Origin of the sequence: Salinivibrio sp. ES.052 (assembly GCF_900141775.1) — a bacterium.
Taxonomy (GTDB): Bacteria; Pseudomonadota; Gammaproteobacteria; order Enterobacterales; family Vibrionaceae; genus Salinivibrio.
The window spans coordinates 828,693-843,886 of record NZ_FSRI01000001.1 but is presented as its reverse complement, the minus strand read 5'-3'; the positions used below and the strand labels follow the sequence as shown (position 1 = coordinate 843,886).

At 50.1% G+C, this 15,194-nt stretch carries 9 protein-coding genes; 4 read left to right on the top strand and 5 right to left on the bottom strand.

Annotated features, from left to right (window positions below; all coding sequences use genetic code 11):
- The first annotated feature begins 224 nt into the window (after positions 1-224).
- The 3 genes from BUQ98_RS03935 (at position 225) to BUQ98_RS03925 (ending at position 5,635) form a co-directional block, all read left to right on the top strand.
- Positions 225-722, top strand: a complete 498-nt coding sequence (locus BUQ98_RS03935; protein WP_074213572.1) for a GNAT family N-acetyltransferase — start codon at positions 225-227, stop codon at positions 720-722.
- 100 nt (positions 723-822) lie between these two features.
- The gene (locus BUQ98_RS03930) at positions 823-3,138 is read left to right on the top strand and encodes a methyl-accepting chemotaxis protein (RefSeq protein WP_074212590.1); all 2,316 of its coding nucleotides are present in this window, start codon (positions 823-825) and stop codon (positions 3,136-3,138) included.
- A gap of 181 nt (positions 3,139-3,319) precedes the next feature.
- The gene (locus BUQ98_RS03925; protein ID WP_074212589.1) at positions 3,320-5,635 is read left to right on the top strand and encodes a methyl-accepting chemotaxis protein; all 2,316 of its coding nucleotides are present in this window, start codon (positions 3,320-3,322) and stop codon (positions 5,633-5,635) included.
- Between the two features lie 49 nt (positions 5,636-5,684).
- On the opposite strand, the gene mukB is transcribed toward BUQ98_RS03925, so the two are convergent.
- The 4 genes from mukB to cmoM are packed head-to-tail and all read right to left on the bottom strand — an operon-like array spanning position 5,685 to position 13,015.
- Complete coding sequence (gene mukB, locus BUQ98_RS03920; RefSeq protein WP_074212588.1) at positions 5,685-10,136, bottom strand: chromosome partition protein MukB; 4,452 nt, start codon at positions 10,134-10,136, stop codon at positions 5,685-5,687.
- On the bottom strand, positions 10,133-10,864 hold the full coding sequence (gene mukE, locus BUQ98_RS03915; protein WP_074212587.1) for a chromosome partition protein MukE: 732 nt from the start codon (positions 10,862-10,864) through the stop codon (positions 10,133-10,135). Before mukE ends, mukB begins: the two co-directional genes overlap by 4 nt.
- Positions 10,845-12,209 carry a chromosome partition protein MukF gene (mukF, locus tag BUQ98_RS03910; protein ID WP_074212586.1) on the bottom strand — a complete coding sequence of 455 codons (1,365 nt, stop codon included), beginning with the start codon at positions 12,207-12,209 and terminating at the stop codon, positions 10,845-10,847. The genes mukE and mukF overlap by 20 nt, the downstream gene beginning before the upstream one ends.
- Positions 12,206-13,015 carry a tRNA uridine 5-oxyacetic acid(34) methyltransferase CmoM gene (gene cmoM, locus BUQ98_RS03905; protein WP_074213571.1) on the bottom strand — a complete coding sequence of 270 codons (810 nt, stop codon included), beginning with the start codon at positions 13,013-13,015 and terminating at the stop codon, positions 12,206-12,208. The genes mukF and cmoM overlap by 4 nt, the downstream gene beginning before the upstream one ends.
- Positions 13,016-13,130: 115 nt before the next feature.
- On the opposite strand from cmoM, the gene elyC reads away from it, so the two are divergent.
- Positions 13,131-13,904, top strand: a complete 774-nt coding sequence (gene elyC / locus BUQ98_RS03900; RefSeq protein ID WP_074212585.1) for an envelope biogenesis factor ElyC — start codon at positions 13,131-13,133, stop codon at positions 13,902-13,904.
- 33 nt (positions 13,905-13,937) lie between these two features.
- Here the strand turns inward: elyC and BUQ98_RS16755 are convergent.
- A protein-coding gene (locus BUQ98_RS16755) for an IS3 family transposase (protein WP_139294628.1) occupies positions 13,938-15,166 on the bottom strand; the annotation gives its coding sequence in 2 pieces (ribosomal slippage) (positions 13,938-14,815 and positions 14,815-15,166; 1,230 coding nt in all).
- Between the last annotated feature and the right edge of the window lie 28 nt (positions 15,167-15,194).

Genomic DNA, 15,194 nt, shown 5'->3' with positions numbered 1-15,194 from the left:
TTATGCCAAGAAGTGAAGATCTCATGCTAATCCGATCGTTTTGCCTCCACAATCTTTTCCCGCCCATTTTTCGCCGATACGGCACGATAATTTGTTTTCCCTCAAAATCCGCTGAGATTTGGTCAACAGGTAAACAGCGAGTGAGCGATTTATCACCAACACTTGGCGAATGGCGCGAACTTCGTTATCTTATGCCGCGCAAAAAAAGTAAAAAGGAAGCGAAAATGCTTATTCGACGCATGGAATTGCGTGATTGTGACGCGATCAATACGATTTATAATTATTACATTACACACACTGCCATTACGTTTGACTTGTGCCCATGGCAATTAGCTGAACGTGAACAATGGTTCGCTCAGTTTGATCCGTCCTCCTGCTATCAAGCCTGGGTGGCCGAGCAAGACCAACACATCCTTGGTTTTGCCTACAATACCCCCTTTAATTCTAAGCAGGCTTTCCACATCGCCTCAGAAATCACCATTTATGCGGCCCCAGACGCGGGGAGGCGTGGTGTTGGCTCTCAGCTAATGCGTACGCTGCTCGACAGCATGCGCGACAAGGCACTGCGCCGCGCCTATTCTCTCGTCACGCTACCTAATCCAGCGTCCTTGGCATTGCATCGTCGCTTTGGCTTCCAACAAGTTGGACAACTAAATGATGTCGGTGAAAAGTTTGGCCAATACCACAGTGTGGCAATGCTAGAGTGCGACCTGACGGTTTGAGCATATCATTTCCCTATCGAATAAGCCCCCACCTCCACTTTACGCCAGTAAGGTGCCTTGATTTGATGCCGTCATAACGACGTTTCAGGAGTTTAGTAGTATGAAAGTTCGCACCAAGGTTTCTGCGGCGATCATCTCCGCGTGTGTTATTTGTATTGTTGCCACCGCCACGGTGTTGGCAAACCGAACCACCACACTATTTGGCGATGAAATGCGGGAACAGGCGATTAGCCAGCTCAAAGCCGTACGCGAAGCCAAGCACTCTGAGTTAACCAGTTATTTTTCATTTATCGGCCAGCAATTAACCTCAATGGCCGACTCCACCATGACCGAAAATGCGGTGGCGTCTTTTAGCCAAGCCTATCGACGCTACAGCCGTGAAGTCCGCACCGACAGAGCCGCTCGCCGAGCGCTGCAAGACTACTACACTGACACCTTTGGTGATGTTTACCAAGCGCGCAACGATACCAACGCCAATGCACGCTCCAATCTCGCCGCGCTGGCCCCTGCCACCCGCACTCTGCAGCAATTTTATATCAGCGGTAGTCCCCATCCTTTGGGTGAGAAAGACAAGTTGGTCACCACTAACGATGGCTCCACGTATGACAAGGTACATACCCAATACCACCCTAACTATCATCGCTTTGCCGACACCTTTGGCTACCAAGATATCTTGTTGGCCGATGCCAATGGTCGTATCGTCTATTCGGTAGCGAAAGAGATTGATTTTGGCACCAGTTTATTTGCCGGTCCTTATGCCACCAGCGGTATGGGCGATGCCTTTTTAGAGGCAATTGATGCACAAGCCGGTGCCATCAGTTTTGTTGATTACCGCCCTTACTTTCCCAGCTACGATGAACCGGCCTCATTTATCGCCACCCCTATCGTAGAAAACGGTGAAACGCAGGGGGTACTGATCTTCAAATTGCCGATTCAACGCTTAAGTGGCGTGATCAGTGGTCAGGGTCAATGGCAGTCAGCAGGCTTTGGACAAAGCGGCGAAATGTTTATGGTGGGGCCTGATAACGTCCTCCGCACCGAAGCGCGCGCCTTGCAAGAAGACAAATCAGCATATTTAAACTTACTACGCACCAACGGTGTCAACGCTGACTTGATTCGCCGCATTGACTTCACCGGTACCGCTGCGGGACAAATGTCCATCGAGACCCAAAGTATTGCGCAAGCGCTGGCGGGCCAAACGGGCACGGGTAAGGAACAGAGCTATCGCAATCAAACGGTCTATACCGCTTATTCACCGATCGATGTCTTCGGCAAACGCTGGGCCCTGGTCAATCAAATCACTCAGCAAGAGGCGTTATCACAAGTCGCTGCCATGCAGGACACCATTTTAAAAGCCACGGTCATTACGTCATTGGTGCTCGTTGGCGTGGCGATCGTGATTGCCTATATTCTCGGTGGCAATATTGCCAAACCGATGATTGCGGTCACTACACGGATCAAAACCATTGCAGAAGATAAAGATTTAACCCAACGCTTACCCGATAAAGGTAAAGACGAAATGGCGCTGCTCGGCCGCTCGCTCAATAATATGTTCGCCAGCTTCCAGCAAGTGATCCAAGAAGCGCACCAAGCATCCGGGCTACTCGGCCAAGCCTCGAGCAACATCAATCAAGACGTGGTCACCATGCGCGATCGCGTCGCCGACCAGGTCAAGCATACCCATCAAGTTGCCTCGGCCGCGACAGAAATGGCCACCTCGGTCACGGATGTTGCTCAATATGCAGACCAAGCGTCCACCGCGTCGGATGACATCACCCAAGCCGTTAACACCGGCTCGCAAATTGGTGACGATCTGGTTGAGCAAATCCGCACCTTATCATCGAGCATGGACGCTGCCACGGCCACCATGGGCCGTTTATCGCAACAAAGCGAAGAAATCGGTACCGTGCTTGATGTAATTCAAGCGATTGCCGAGCAAACCAACTTGTTGGCACTGAATGCGGCGATTGAAGCGGCGCGCGCGGGCGAGCAAGGCCGCGGGTTCAGCGTGGTCGCCGAAGAGGTACGTACCCTCGCCTCACGTACCCAAGACTCGACCGAAAGTATTCGCGATAAAATTGCCGCATTACGTCAAGAGACGCAGTCAGCGGTGGCAGATATGGATACCACCAGCCAGACCGTCGACGCTTGTGTGGACTACTGTCAGCAAAATAACGCTGCGCTGGTTGATATTGCCAACATGGTCACCGAAATCAATCAGATGACCTCACACATTGCCAATGCGACACAACAGCAAACGCAAGTCACAACGGAGATTAGCGAAAGTATCACAGACATTGCACAATCGGCTGAAACCGTCTCGCAGCGTACGCATGACACCGCCGAAACCGTCACCGGCTTAAGCCAACGTTCTGCGCGACTGGCTGACACTATCGGTCACTTTAAAACTGAATAAATACCCACCTCTTTTCTTGGGGAGGCCTCCGAGCCTCCCCCTGCTTTTGTCTAGAAACCATCGATAACGACTGTCTTCTTGGGCAAGCACTCACTCTTTTTGCGAAATTAATACTCTTTTCTATGCACTTTTTATCTGCCGTAACTAGATTCAAAAACGTGAGGTAGGAAGGAGTGTCACAATGAAAATCAGCAATAAGATCACGCTTGCGATCGTCGCAGCGTCGCTCACTTGTGTGTTAACCGTGGCGGCTATTTTAGCGTTTAGAACCATCGAGCTATCCTCACAATCACTGGATAAAAAGGTAAAATCACAACTTGTTGCCGTTAAATCATCGAAAAAATCAGAAATAAAAAACTACTTTAAATTCATCGGTAACCAGATTAACACCTTGTCAGACTCAACCATGACAGAAGATGCGCTGGCACAGTTCTCCCAAGCCTTTAAAGGCCTTGGAACAGACAGCATCACCTCGCCCGAAAAAGAAAGCCAACTCGCACGCTATTACCGCGATCAGTTTGGTGCGACCTATCAGGATATTAATGATTCGTCGACCGACGTGATGGAGAAGTATAATCAGTTACCTGCTGTGGCTAAACGGTTACAGCAAGCCTATATCAGCGACAACCCCCACCCTTTAGGTAACAAAGACGCCTTAGCGAAAGCTAACGACAGTAGCGTCTACAGTGAGATCCACAGTGTATTTCACCCCAACTTTCAGCATTATTTAAAAACCTTCGGCTATTACGATATTTTCCTGGTCGATAATCAGGGCAACATTGTTTACAGCGTCTATAAAGAGCTGGATTACGCGACCAACCTGCTCACCGGCCCATATTCAACCAGCGGATTGGCTGATGCCTATAAAGCGGTGAGAAATGCGCCACAAGGAGAGCTTGGCTTCGTGGATTTTCGGCCTTACTTTCCGTCATATGACAGTCCGGCCTCGTTTATCGCCAGCCCGGTTTATAAAAACGACCAACAAATTGGGGCATTGGTATTTCAAATGCCCATCGACCGTATCAGTGAACTGATCAGTAATAATGGCCAGTGGGCAGAGTCTGGAATGGGGAAAAGCGGTGAAATCTTATTGGTTGGCCCCGATAACCGACTACGTACTCAGCCACGCCTATTGAGTGACGATAAAGCGGCCTACCTCAATGCGCTAGAAAGCCAAGGGCTCAATGCCGACACCATCCACCGTATTGATTACCAAGACTCTGCCGCGGGTAATCAACCCCTTAATAACCCCGCGGTGAAAAGAGCACTACGTGGAGAGCAAGGGTTTATCACGCAAACGAGCTATCGTAATACCGAGGTGCTCGTTTCCTACTCGCCCATTAACGTCTACGGGGTGACATGGGCAGTGATCAGTCAACAAGATACCAACGAAGTTTTCTCTGCCATGACCAAGTTGCGCACCGACATCGGTATCGTGACTACATTGACAGCACTGGTGCTTGGCACTGCTGCCGCGCTGGCGGCGTATTGGTTGGGTAAAAGCATCGGGGCGCCCATTTTGAAACTGGCAACCAACATCCAACAGGTAGCAGACAGCAAAGATTTGACGATCGCTTTACACCACACCAGTAAAGATGAGCTTTCGACGCTCGCTGACAGCCTTAATGGCATGTTCGAAAGCTTCCGCGAAGTGATTCAAAAAACGCATGGTGCCTCAAAAACGCTGTTGTCATCGGCTAACGATATCAGTGAAGATGTCGTTGTAGTGCGTGATCAGGTAGACGATCAGGCCAAGAGCTCGAATCAGGTCGCAACCGCCGCCACGCAAATGGCCGCCTCCATCAGCGAAGTATCAGAGCATGCCAGCAACGCCTCCGAAGCGTCCGACACGATTACCCAAACCGCCAATGAAGGCAGTCAAAAAGGCGAAGCCTTAGTACAACAAATGCAAACGTTGAAAGATCACATGGATAAAGCCACTGGCTCAATGGAAAAACTCTCTAACGAGAGCGAGTCGATTGGGTCGGTGTTGGATGTGATCCAAGAAATTGCCGAACAGACCAACTTGTTGGCGCTCAATGCAGCCATTGAAGCAGCACGAGCGGGTGAACAAGGAAGGGGGTTTGCCGTGGTCGCCGACGAAGTGCGCTCCCTAGCCACGCGAACCCAGTCGTCCACTGAAGAAATTCGCGCCAAGGTCGACGCCTTACAACAAGAAACCCGCGACGCTGCCGATGGGATGACCCAAGCGAATGACGCGGTGACACAAAGCGTCGAGCACTGCCACGAAAACAACGACAAGCTGGGTCAAATTAAAACCATGATTGAGCAAATCAACGAAATGAATATGCAAATCGCCACCGCGGCCAATCAGCAAACACAAGTGACCGATGAGATCAGTCAAAATGTCAACGCAATGGCGCAATCGGCTGACAATGTCTCAGAGCGTACACGTAACACAGAAAAAACCGTTAATCATTTGCGTGAGCACGCCAGTACGCTAGAAGAACGGATCAGTCACTTTAAAACCGACTAAAACACTAAGGGGTCAGCCTAAAGGTGACCCCTTTCTTTTCGCTTCGCGATTATTCCATCACCGGCTCGCTAGCTAACTCACGACGCTTTTCGTCACCAAAACCACGTAAACCGACCACATGAACGTGTTCGCGATCATTAAAGATCTTGCGCACCAGTTTATACGTCGTCCCTTGTTCTGGGCTGATATTTTCCGGCGCAGCGATCAGTAGCTGCATATCCAGACGATGACACAATTCAAACAAGGTCGAAATCGATTTAGCATCCAAACGGGCCGCCTCGTCCAGGAACAATAAACGACAAGGGATGACGTCTTTGCCACGGAGTCGACGTGATTCTTCTTCCCAACTTTGGATTACCATCAGCAAAATCGCCTGGCCAGTACCAATAGCTTCACCGGTCGACAAAGCGCCAGACTCTGCTTTTAGCCAGCCGTCCGTGCCACGGTTAACCTCAATGCCTAATTCCAGGAAGTTGCGATAATCCAACAACTCTTCACCCAAGGTCTGTGGTGAACGCTGCCCCATATCGATATGCGGATTGAGGCGTTGGAATAGCTTCGCCATCGCTTCCGAGAACGTCAGGTTTGGATTTCCGAATAAATCTTGGTGCTGGTCAGCATGTTCAGCCAAGCCCATCAGTAACTGCGCATGCGTGTCACGAATCGAGACATTGAGACGCACACCTTTAACCTGACCAAACCCGACACTTTGCAGCCCTTGGTTGAGCATACGGATCCGATTTTGTTCACGCTGAATCGTCTTACGAATAATGTTCGCTACCGACTCGGAGCTGATCGCCAGACGTTGTTCACGCTGCGTGAGCTCTTCAGTAAGGCGCGCCAGCTCGACTTCCATTTCCTCAATCGCTTCAACCGGATCATCGGTGCGAATAATGTCATGGCGGATCCGCTCGCGCAGATGTTGATAGACCACCACATAGAACAAGACTTTTCGCTCTGGTCGGCTGATGTCTTCGGAGGCACGCAGGGCATCGCGCAAGGTTTCATTGTCAGCAACGGCAAGGCGCAACGCTCCTAAGGATTTATCCGACAAAGAACGCAGCTCATCCGCTGACATATACGCCATTTCACGGCGGTGTAGCTGCTTTTCTACCCCATTATCACGCGCAATCCGCAATACGGTGCACCACCCTGCTTTGGCATTAACCACAAACTGGCGGAGTGCTTTGTACTCTTTAAGTGATTTACGCAAATCTTTGGTCAGCGATTTGATTTCCATCTCTAGCGAAGTGATCCCCCGTGACAGCTCACTATGCCGCTGTCGGGCTTGATGCATTTGCTCATACAAGGCATCACGACGGTGTTGTGCGCGCAACAAGGCTTCTTCATCCGCTTGCACACCTAACTCACTAAGCTCACGCTTAAACTCGTTCAACGTCTCTTGCTTAGACTGATGCGCACTTTTTAGCGACGCGAGCAGCTGCTGGTACTGGCTATTTTGCCCCTGTACTTGTTTCAACGCGTCACGCTCACGCTGGCGAACTTGCTCAGCCTGTTTCAGTTTCGCCTTTAGTTGCTCATTAAGCTCACTACTTTGTGTAAGCATCTCTGCCGCATCTTGGTAGGCAAAGTGAGGACGACGTTCCGCTAAATCGGCAACGGCGAACAGCTGTTGCTTAATCGCTTGTAAGGCTTCATCGGCATCTTGATACGCCCGTTCCAACTTATCAAATTGCTCAGGATCGCTTTCTAATGTCGCCAGGCTGCTTTCCAGTGCAGCCAAGGTCTCGCCATGCTGCTGGATAAATATCTGAGCCTGTTTCGCCGCGTCCAAGTGCGCATTGGCAGCTTGTAATCGAGCATCCAGGTCTGTGTCGACAAGAGCGTCGGCACAGTAGCGAAGCTTATCCAAAAGCTGTATCGCCTGCTGGCAACGGGACATCGCTGACTCGTGCTGTGCTAGCGCCTGTTTCGCTTCGGTCACGGCACGCTGAGTTTGGGTACGTTTATCGCGGCAGGCTTTAATGGCCTGTTCAGGATCCGGCTCAAACGCGGTAGTAAGGTGTTCAGCAATAAACTGACTAAACGCGTGTGACAAACGCTGCCACTTTTGCACATCAAACGAGGCTTTGGCATGCTCCTCCACCAATGCATCGCGTTGCTCACGCAGCTGTTCAAGGCGATGTTCACGGGCTGCCCGGCCAAACAGTGGCGTGGCAGGAAAGCGCGAATAGCGCATCTGGCGATCATTGAGGTGGACACACACCGCACCAGATAGCTCTTGCGCATCAAACACACTGTCATCAAAGGCATCTGCCTCTCCCTCGATGATGTACAAGTCATCCGGGCACGCCTCAAGATCAGTCAGTTTGTCTTTCACACCTTTCAGATCAGGGACCACGATCGCATGACGCGCTGGTCCATACAGTGCGCTAAAGTACGGGGCATCGCCCAAGGTGATATCGTCATAAATTTCAGAAAGCAACGTACCACCGAGCGTCTCTGCCAATCCTTGTAATTGCGCATCATCACTGCCGCCTGGTTGCGCCAGCTGTTCAATCGCGTGCTCTATCTCGGCTTTTTGACGGGCGAGCTGCTCTTGGTGGTGGGTTTGCTGACGCACCGATTCATGCGTGGCATGCATAGCAGCCATCACCGCTTGACTGTCCGCCAAGGTTTTTTCGGTTTGGCTTTCCAGTTTGGTTAACGCTTCATTAGCAGCAAACCAGCTTGGTGCCTTGGCCTCAAGGCCTCGGATCTCCGCCTCTGTAGCTTCCTCCGTTCTAGTCAGCTCTCGCAATCGTTCAGCCTGAATCTCTTTGTCCTGCTGTAGGGCCTCTTTTCTTTCTTGTTGTAAGACAACGGCTTGTTCGACCGCGTCAATCTCTGTCAGGTGCTCATCGGTTAGGGCCCGATAGTCTGCAACCAGTTGGCTGGCCTTTTGGTGCTGTTCAACACGTTGTGTCAATTCACGTTGTTCATACTGACGCTGGCTCAGGCTGTCAGCAAGATAACGACGCTCCCGGGCTTGCTGAACCCAGTACTTCGCTTTTAAACCTGCTTCTGCACGCTTCACCGACGGGTCAATACGGTGCAGTAAGCTTAAGCCTTGTTCAAATTGATTGGCCGTGGCAGAAGCGAGATCACGTTTATGTTTTAGTGAAAGGACACAATCGGTTTGCATCGACTCTTTCGTTTTTAATGTGTGTAAACAGGTCGTGGCTTCTTCGGCGGTAAGGGAGTCATCCTTCGTGAGGCGCCGCGCAGTTTCTAGTGCATTAACCGCTTGTTGATACTGCAACGAACGCGTTTGCTGGGTGTTCAGCGCTTGTTGGTAATCAGCCAGCTGGGTTTTCAGGCTATCCACTTCTTCTTCACTTTGTGCCGCGCGCAATTCGGCGTCGGTGAGCTGTTCCGTAGCTTCTTCCACCACCATGATTTGCTCTTCGAGTCGCTCAGACAATTCGAGCAAATCTTCTTCATAGCGCTGAATTTTTTCTTGCTGACGCATCGCCGACTGCACCAACTGCAGATGATCGGCCGCCGCTTGATGATCTTGCTCGAGATGGTCTTGCCCGGCTTCCAGCTCGGTTAATTCTGCGCGCATCGTTTCCGCATGCTGCTGCTTTTGCTGCAACGTCTGCTGTGCGGCGTTAAGCTCCGCGCGCAGCGACAGTGCCTGCTCAAGTTTGCTACGACGCTCATTGGCGTGACGCATGTAATCGGAGGCCACATAATGCGTCGCTTCGGTGATCAGATGCTTAAACAGGTCCCGATCACGCTGAGTGAGCTTAATCGCCTCAAGCGTCATGCGATTTTCTTTCAGCGCCACTTCCATATCTTGGAAGGCTTTTTTAACCCCGCCGTTTTGTGGCAACAAGTACTCGCGGAGTGACTTGGTAATGGCACTGGAAATACCACCATACAAGGACGCTTCAATCAGGCGATAGAATTTGCCGCGATCTTGTTGAGTACGCAGTTTTTTCGGTAGCACGCCAAATTCAAACATTTGCGCGTGATAATCCGTGACCGAGTTAAACGCTTTAAAATGGGCAGTTTCATACGCGCTTGCCGCCTCTTTGACCTCGTTAAGCTGGCGTACCCGCGCTTGGCCGTTGTTTAATGTTTCAACTAATACATCGGTCGGTGTCACCGAAGACGGCAAGCCTTGTAGGATAAACGGCTTGATATCGACTTTCTTATCTCGCCCCGCCACTTGTTGTAGACGAACACCAAATAACACGCGTTGCTGACGTGAGTTAACCACGTCTAACGCGGCATAACAGGCTCCCGGCTGCAATTTACCGTGCAAACCTTTATCACGTGAGGCACTTGAGCTACCGGCTTCAGTGGTATTACGGAAATGTAGCAAGGTCTGATCGGGGATCAGCGAGGTAATAAATGCCGCCATGGTGGTGGATTTACCGGCACCATTGCCACCCGACAAGGTGGTGACCAGTGAATCAATATCAAAGGTTCGCGCAAAAAAGCCGTTCCAGTTCACCATGGTGAGTGATTGATACTTTCCGCGCTGGCTCATGCTGTCGGCTCCTCAAAATGTTGTACCGCTGACGCGTCAGCATCTTCATCAAAATCATCATCAAGCAAACTCGATTGAATGTGCTCTTGGCTGTGTACCACCGCTTCTCCATCACGGATTAAGCGCAGCTGCGCATCTTGTGGATCATCCCCGGTGCGCACATCAGCGCCAAAGCGGAATGTGGCTTCACTGACACGAAACTTACCGCCCTCACCAATAGGTAAAATCATGCCTAAACGGCGCAAACGACGTAATGACGTTTTGACCTTGTCGAACAGTTTTTCACGATCAAGATCAGAGCCGGTGGCACGATGAGTAACCAGCTTCATCAACGCCTTCTCATCGGCCAAGACCATCAATTCATCAAATAACTCTTGCGTGGTAAAAATGCCTTCTTGAGCCAGACGCTCAGGGCTCAAGTACAAAAAGCACAGTACTTTACCCACCAGCATATCCAGCTCGGACAAGACGCTACGGCGAATTAAACTGGTTGAGCGAGGGCGCAGGTAGAAAAACCCTTCGGGTGCCCGAACCAGTTCTGCATTGTAGCGCTGATAAAAAATATTTAACGCTTGCTCAAATTCAATCAGCAAGGCGTGGTTATCCAAATCGTCGCTGGCAATATGGCGGCCAGCTCGCAGTGCACTATCCAACGCCGGAAATAGAGGGTTAGCAATGGCTTGGGCTAACTCTTCTGGCATTGGCTGTTCAATATTTATCGATGACATTGGCTTGTACCTTCGCTCCGAAGTCGTTAATCGTCTGCCAATCAGGCTGAATCGCGTTGAGATCAGATTGGGAATAGCCCATCCGAACCGCTTGATTGATCACTAAGCGCGCGAGATCAAAATGGCGAGCTTGAGGATGCTCGGCTAGATAATCTTTTAGGATACGACCTAGGTCGATCGCTTGTCCGGTTTCTCGATGACGGTTGAGCATGTTTGAAACCGCCTGTGATAGCGAATCGTCAACCACGGTCAATTGCTCAAATGTCACTTCTTCAGGCATATCGCCGGTGACTTCGTCGTCACGTAGCACCAAGGCTTCATCTCGGGTGTCACGTAACCGCTCTGCATCCGCGTACGTTAAGAACCACGGCGATTCAAAGTAATCCGATACCGATTGCCGCAAGCGCTGACTGAACGCACGGTTTTTATCCATATCAATCGCGGTACGAATAAATTTGTGCACATGACGATCGTAACCAATCCACAAATCTATCGCTTGTTGTCCCCAATTCACGATACGGTCAAGCTTCATTTGCAAGCTGTATACCATGGCATCGACAAAATCGAGTTCTTCTCGGTGACGGACCACCTCTTGGATCTGAAGTAACTGACTTTGTAGTTCATCGCCGGCGGCCTGGAGCGTTTCTTGCAGCTCCTGCAGGGTGTTCGAGGTTTCATTCAACAAATGCTCGCAATTGGCGATCGCGGCTTGCCAGTCTTGAGTCAGCAACGCCGCAATGTCTTCTTTTACGTGCTGTTGCTGCTCATCCATCACACGCTGGTTAAGATCAATACGGTCAAAGATCTCTGCCACCGAATACTTCAACACACCAAACACATTTTGCCGCCAGAAGGCCGCATCGCCGTCTTCTTCTGCCGCGCGGCGCGCTTTGGCTATCTCATCGGCAACCATTGATAGCTGCACTGACAGTTTCAATGTTGAGTATTCACGGTGGCGAGCATAATAATCGGCAATGCCCAACGCGAGAGGCGTCAGGCGATAAATACTATCACCCTCGGTCATTTCACTGGTAAAGCGGCTTAATAAACGCGCTTGCACCATTTCATTGATTGCATTGTTGGCACGAAAACCGACGTTACCTAAACGGCCGTCTTCATCGCTGACGAACTGCTCACTGACCAGTCGAAAAACATCAACTAATTCATGCTCACTCAGTTCGTCTTCTAATCGCTCTTGACTCATCACCGCCATGGCCAGCAAGAATGCCAAGCGTTCAGGCGGTAATTGAAGCCCTAAGTCACTTTGTTTAATCCAACTGACCAGTTCGGGTATGGTCTGAGCGTCGTCTTCCCCATACAGAGAAGACTGAGCCTGATCACTCATCCGTTGTCCTTGTTTTCATTTTGATTGCTGGGGGCACTATGTTGTCCCCAGACATGGATATACCGACCTAGAGACACAAATGGCTCTTGACGGCAAAGTTGCTGCTCCAGCGTCATAACCTGCTCAAAGGTAAAATCACCAATGTTGGTATCGCGCATGTAATCATGAAACGTGCGCACCCCTGTTTTACCTTTGAGTGTGATACCACTAGCTTGCATCCATTGATACACACTGTCTGGCTCCAAGCCTTTCGGTGGTTGAAGTTTAAACCGTTTACGATGCGGCATTCCCTCTTCAACATGGGTCAAATTGCCACAGACGAGGTTTTTAAACAGCAAGCCGGTCTGGTTATAAAACATGACTGATGCGATCCCCCCCGGGCGTAGTTGCTTAAGCAAGTCTTTCAACACCTGCTCCGGCTCCGCGGTCCACTCCAGTACCGCATGAAATAAAATCACATCCGGCGGATAGCTCAAATGGTCGCCAATCGTCTGCACCGACGAATGAACCAGCTGATACTGCGCAAGTAAGCCCTGTTGTTCAATCTCCTGGCGGGCTAAGTCAAGCATTTGCGAAGAAAGATCACATAAAGTGACCCTGTGACCACGTGCCGCGAGGTGCCGAGACAGGGGGGCAACCCCGCCTCCGGCATCCAAAATATGCAGCGTCTGCTCAGGCGGAAAGCATTGCAGGATCTGCTCAATGTCATGCCAAACTACGGCTTGGCGGATTTCGCCTTTGCCCGATCCATAAATGTTTTTAACAAATTTGTGGGCAATGTCGTCGAAATTTTTATCCTCAGTCACAATGGCATTCGTTATCATTGAGTGGTATGAAGGTATATTCTGTCACAAGCCTTACGTTAATAAAGGTTTATGGCATGATTTATACCTCGTTTGACTATATTTCGGGCGACATTGCATGTTTGAATTAAAAAAACTGATCTCAACCTTGATAATGCCCTTGCCCGCGCTGTTACTGTTGGGTCTTTTCGGGCTATGCCTGCTTTGGTTCTCCCAGCGTAAAAGGCTGGCATCTTTGGTTATCTTCGTTGCGTTTGCTGGGATTTTTCTCACTTCGTTTCAACCCGTCGCCTCTGGGTTACTTCGCCCATTAGAGCGTCAGTACGCCGCGTTTCTCCCCACAGAGAAACCGGTCGACTTTGTGATGGTATTGGGCAACAGTCATGTGGTTGATGACGCACTGCCACCGACCTCGGAGCTGTCTCGTGCAGCACTGATGCGTCTTACAGAAGGGATCCGCATTCATAGAATGTATCCCACTTCAAAACTGATATTATCGGGCTATGATCACGGCTATGAGGTTAGCCATGCTCGCATGCTGGCACGCGTCGCGATGGCGCTAGGGGTCAATAAAAACAGTATTCTGTTACTCGAAACCGCGAAAGATACGTGGGAAGAAGCCTATCAAGCCGCTTCAGTGGTGGGGAGCAGTAATTTGGTCCTCGTCACCTCGGCCGCGCATATGGACCGCGCTATCTATGAGTTTCAAAGCGCAGGTCTTAATCCTACGCCTGCACCCACTAACTTTATGGCACAAAAAAGCATTAAGCAGCCCTGGATAAAATACAGTCCACGAGCGCAATATCTTGAACAATTTGAACGGTATTGGCACGAACGCCTTGGCCAAGCGTGGCAGCGATTACGTGACATTATCGCTCAACCCTCAAACTAAACCTTGTCCCGTCCTAATATAGGTTGACAGTTTTTAGGCCAGCTCCAGTAGCTGGCCTTTTTTATTATGCACCTGATTGGGGGTTGCCATACTTAAACTTAGGTGCGGTCTCATTTCGTTGTATATCGCTATCGATTCTTTTACCAATATTTTAAGCTCTGTCAGTGTCTTACACCGGTACAGTAAAAACTCATGCTTCAGTATGCCATTGACTCTTTCCGCTAACGCGTTTTGGTAGCAATCATAACCATCCGTCATCGACGGCTGGATTTGACTCTCCTGTAGCGCACTCTGATAAACGGCTGAGCAGTATTGCGAACCTCGGTCTGAGTGATGTACCGCATTGCCGATATAGCGCTTATCTTTGACGGCCATTTTCAGCGCTTTCACTACATTGTCGACTTTCATATCTTCGCTAACGTGATGACCCACTATCTTGCGTGAGTTGGCATCGGTCACCAGTGACAGATAGTGCACACCTTGGTCTGATTCAACATAAGTGATGTCGCTGACCAGTATATGCGCAGCATCATGCAGTCCGTCTTCTTTTAGCAGGTTAGGATGCTTCTTCATCCAGTGCTTACTACACGTAGTTTTTGTGTAGCTTTTCTTGGGTTTAACCAGTAAGCCTTCGCTTCTCAGATAGCTAAAAAACCCGTCTCGCCCTAGCTTAATTTCGTGTTCAACTAGCTTGGGCTTTACCAACGCGTAGAGCTTACGCGCCCCTAACCTCGGCATATACTTACGCCAGTATTGGACCCAGTCTCTGATGATTGATAGTTCAGCTCTTCGGCTTTCCATTCGAGCAACGGCTTGATAGACACCTTGCCGAGAAATGCCTGTGGCACGACATGCCGCCGCTAACTTTATTTTACTTTTGGCTTTGGCTTGCCAGATGTACCGGATAAGTACTTTTTTCTGAGGCCGGCTCCGTACTCATTGTCCATGATATCGACCATACCATTGAGGATTTGGTTACGCAGTTTCTCTTCGGCTAACTCACGCTCAAGGCGCTTGATAGTTTCGGATGGGGTTTCTTTTGAATGTGGCATAAGGGGATGCTGAAATGGCTTCGACCAATCGAGTCTACCATGTTTTCTGAGCCAGACGAGTACCGTTGAGCGGCCCTGAATGCCAAAACGGGCTTGAGCTTGTTTGTACGTCATTTCGCCTTTTTCAACACGCTCTACAACGCCTAATTTAAAGGCTAAGGTGTAATCACGTTGCGTGCGCTTACGGCTTGAATTACTTGATGTTGTCATAAAGAAGTCCTCTTTATGTCAACGTATT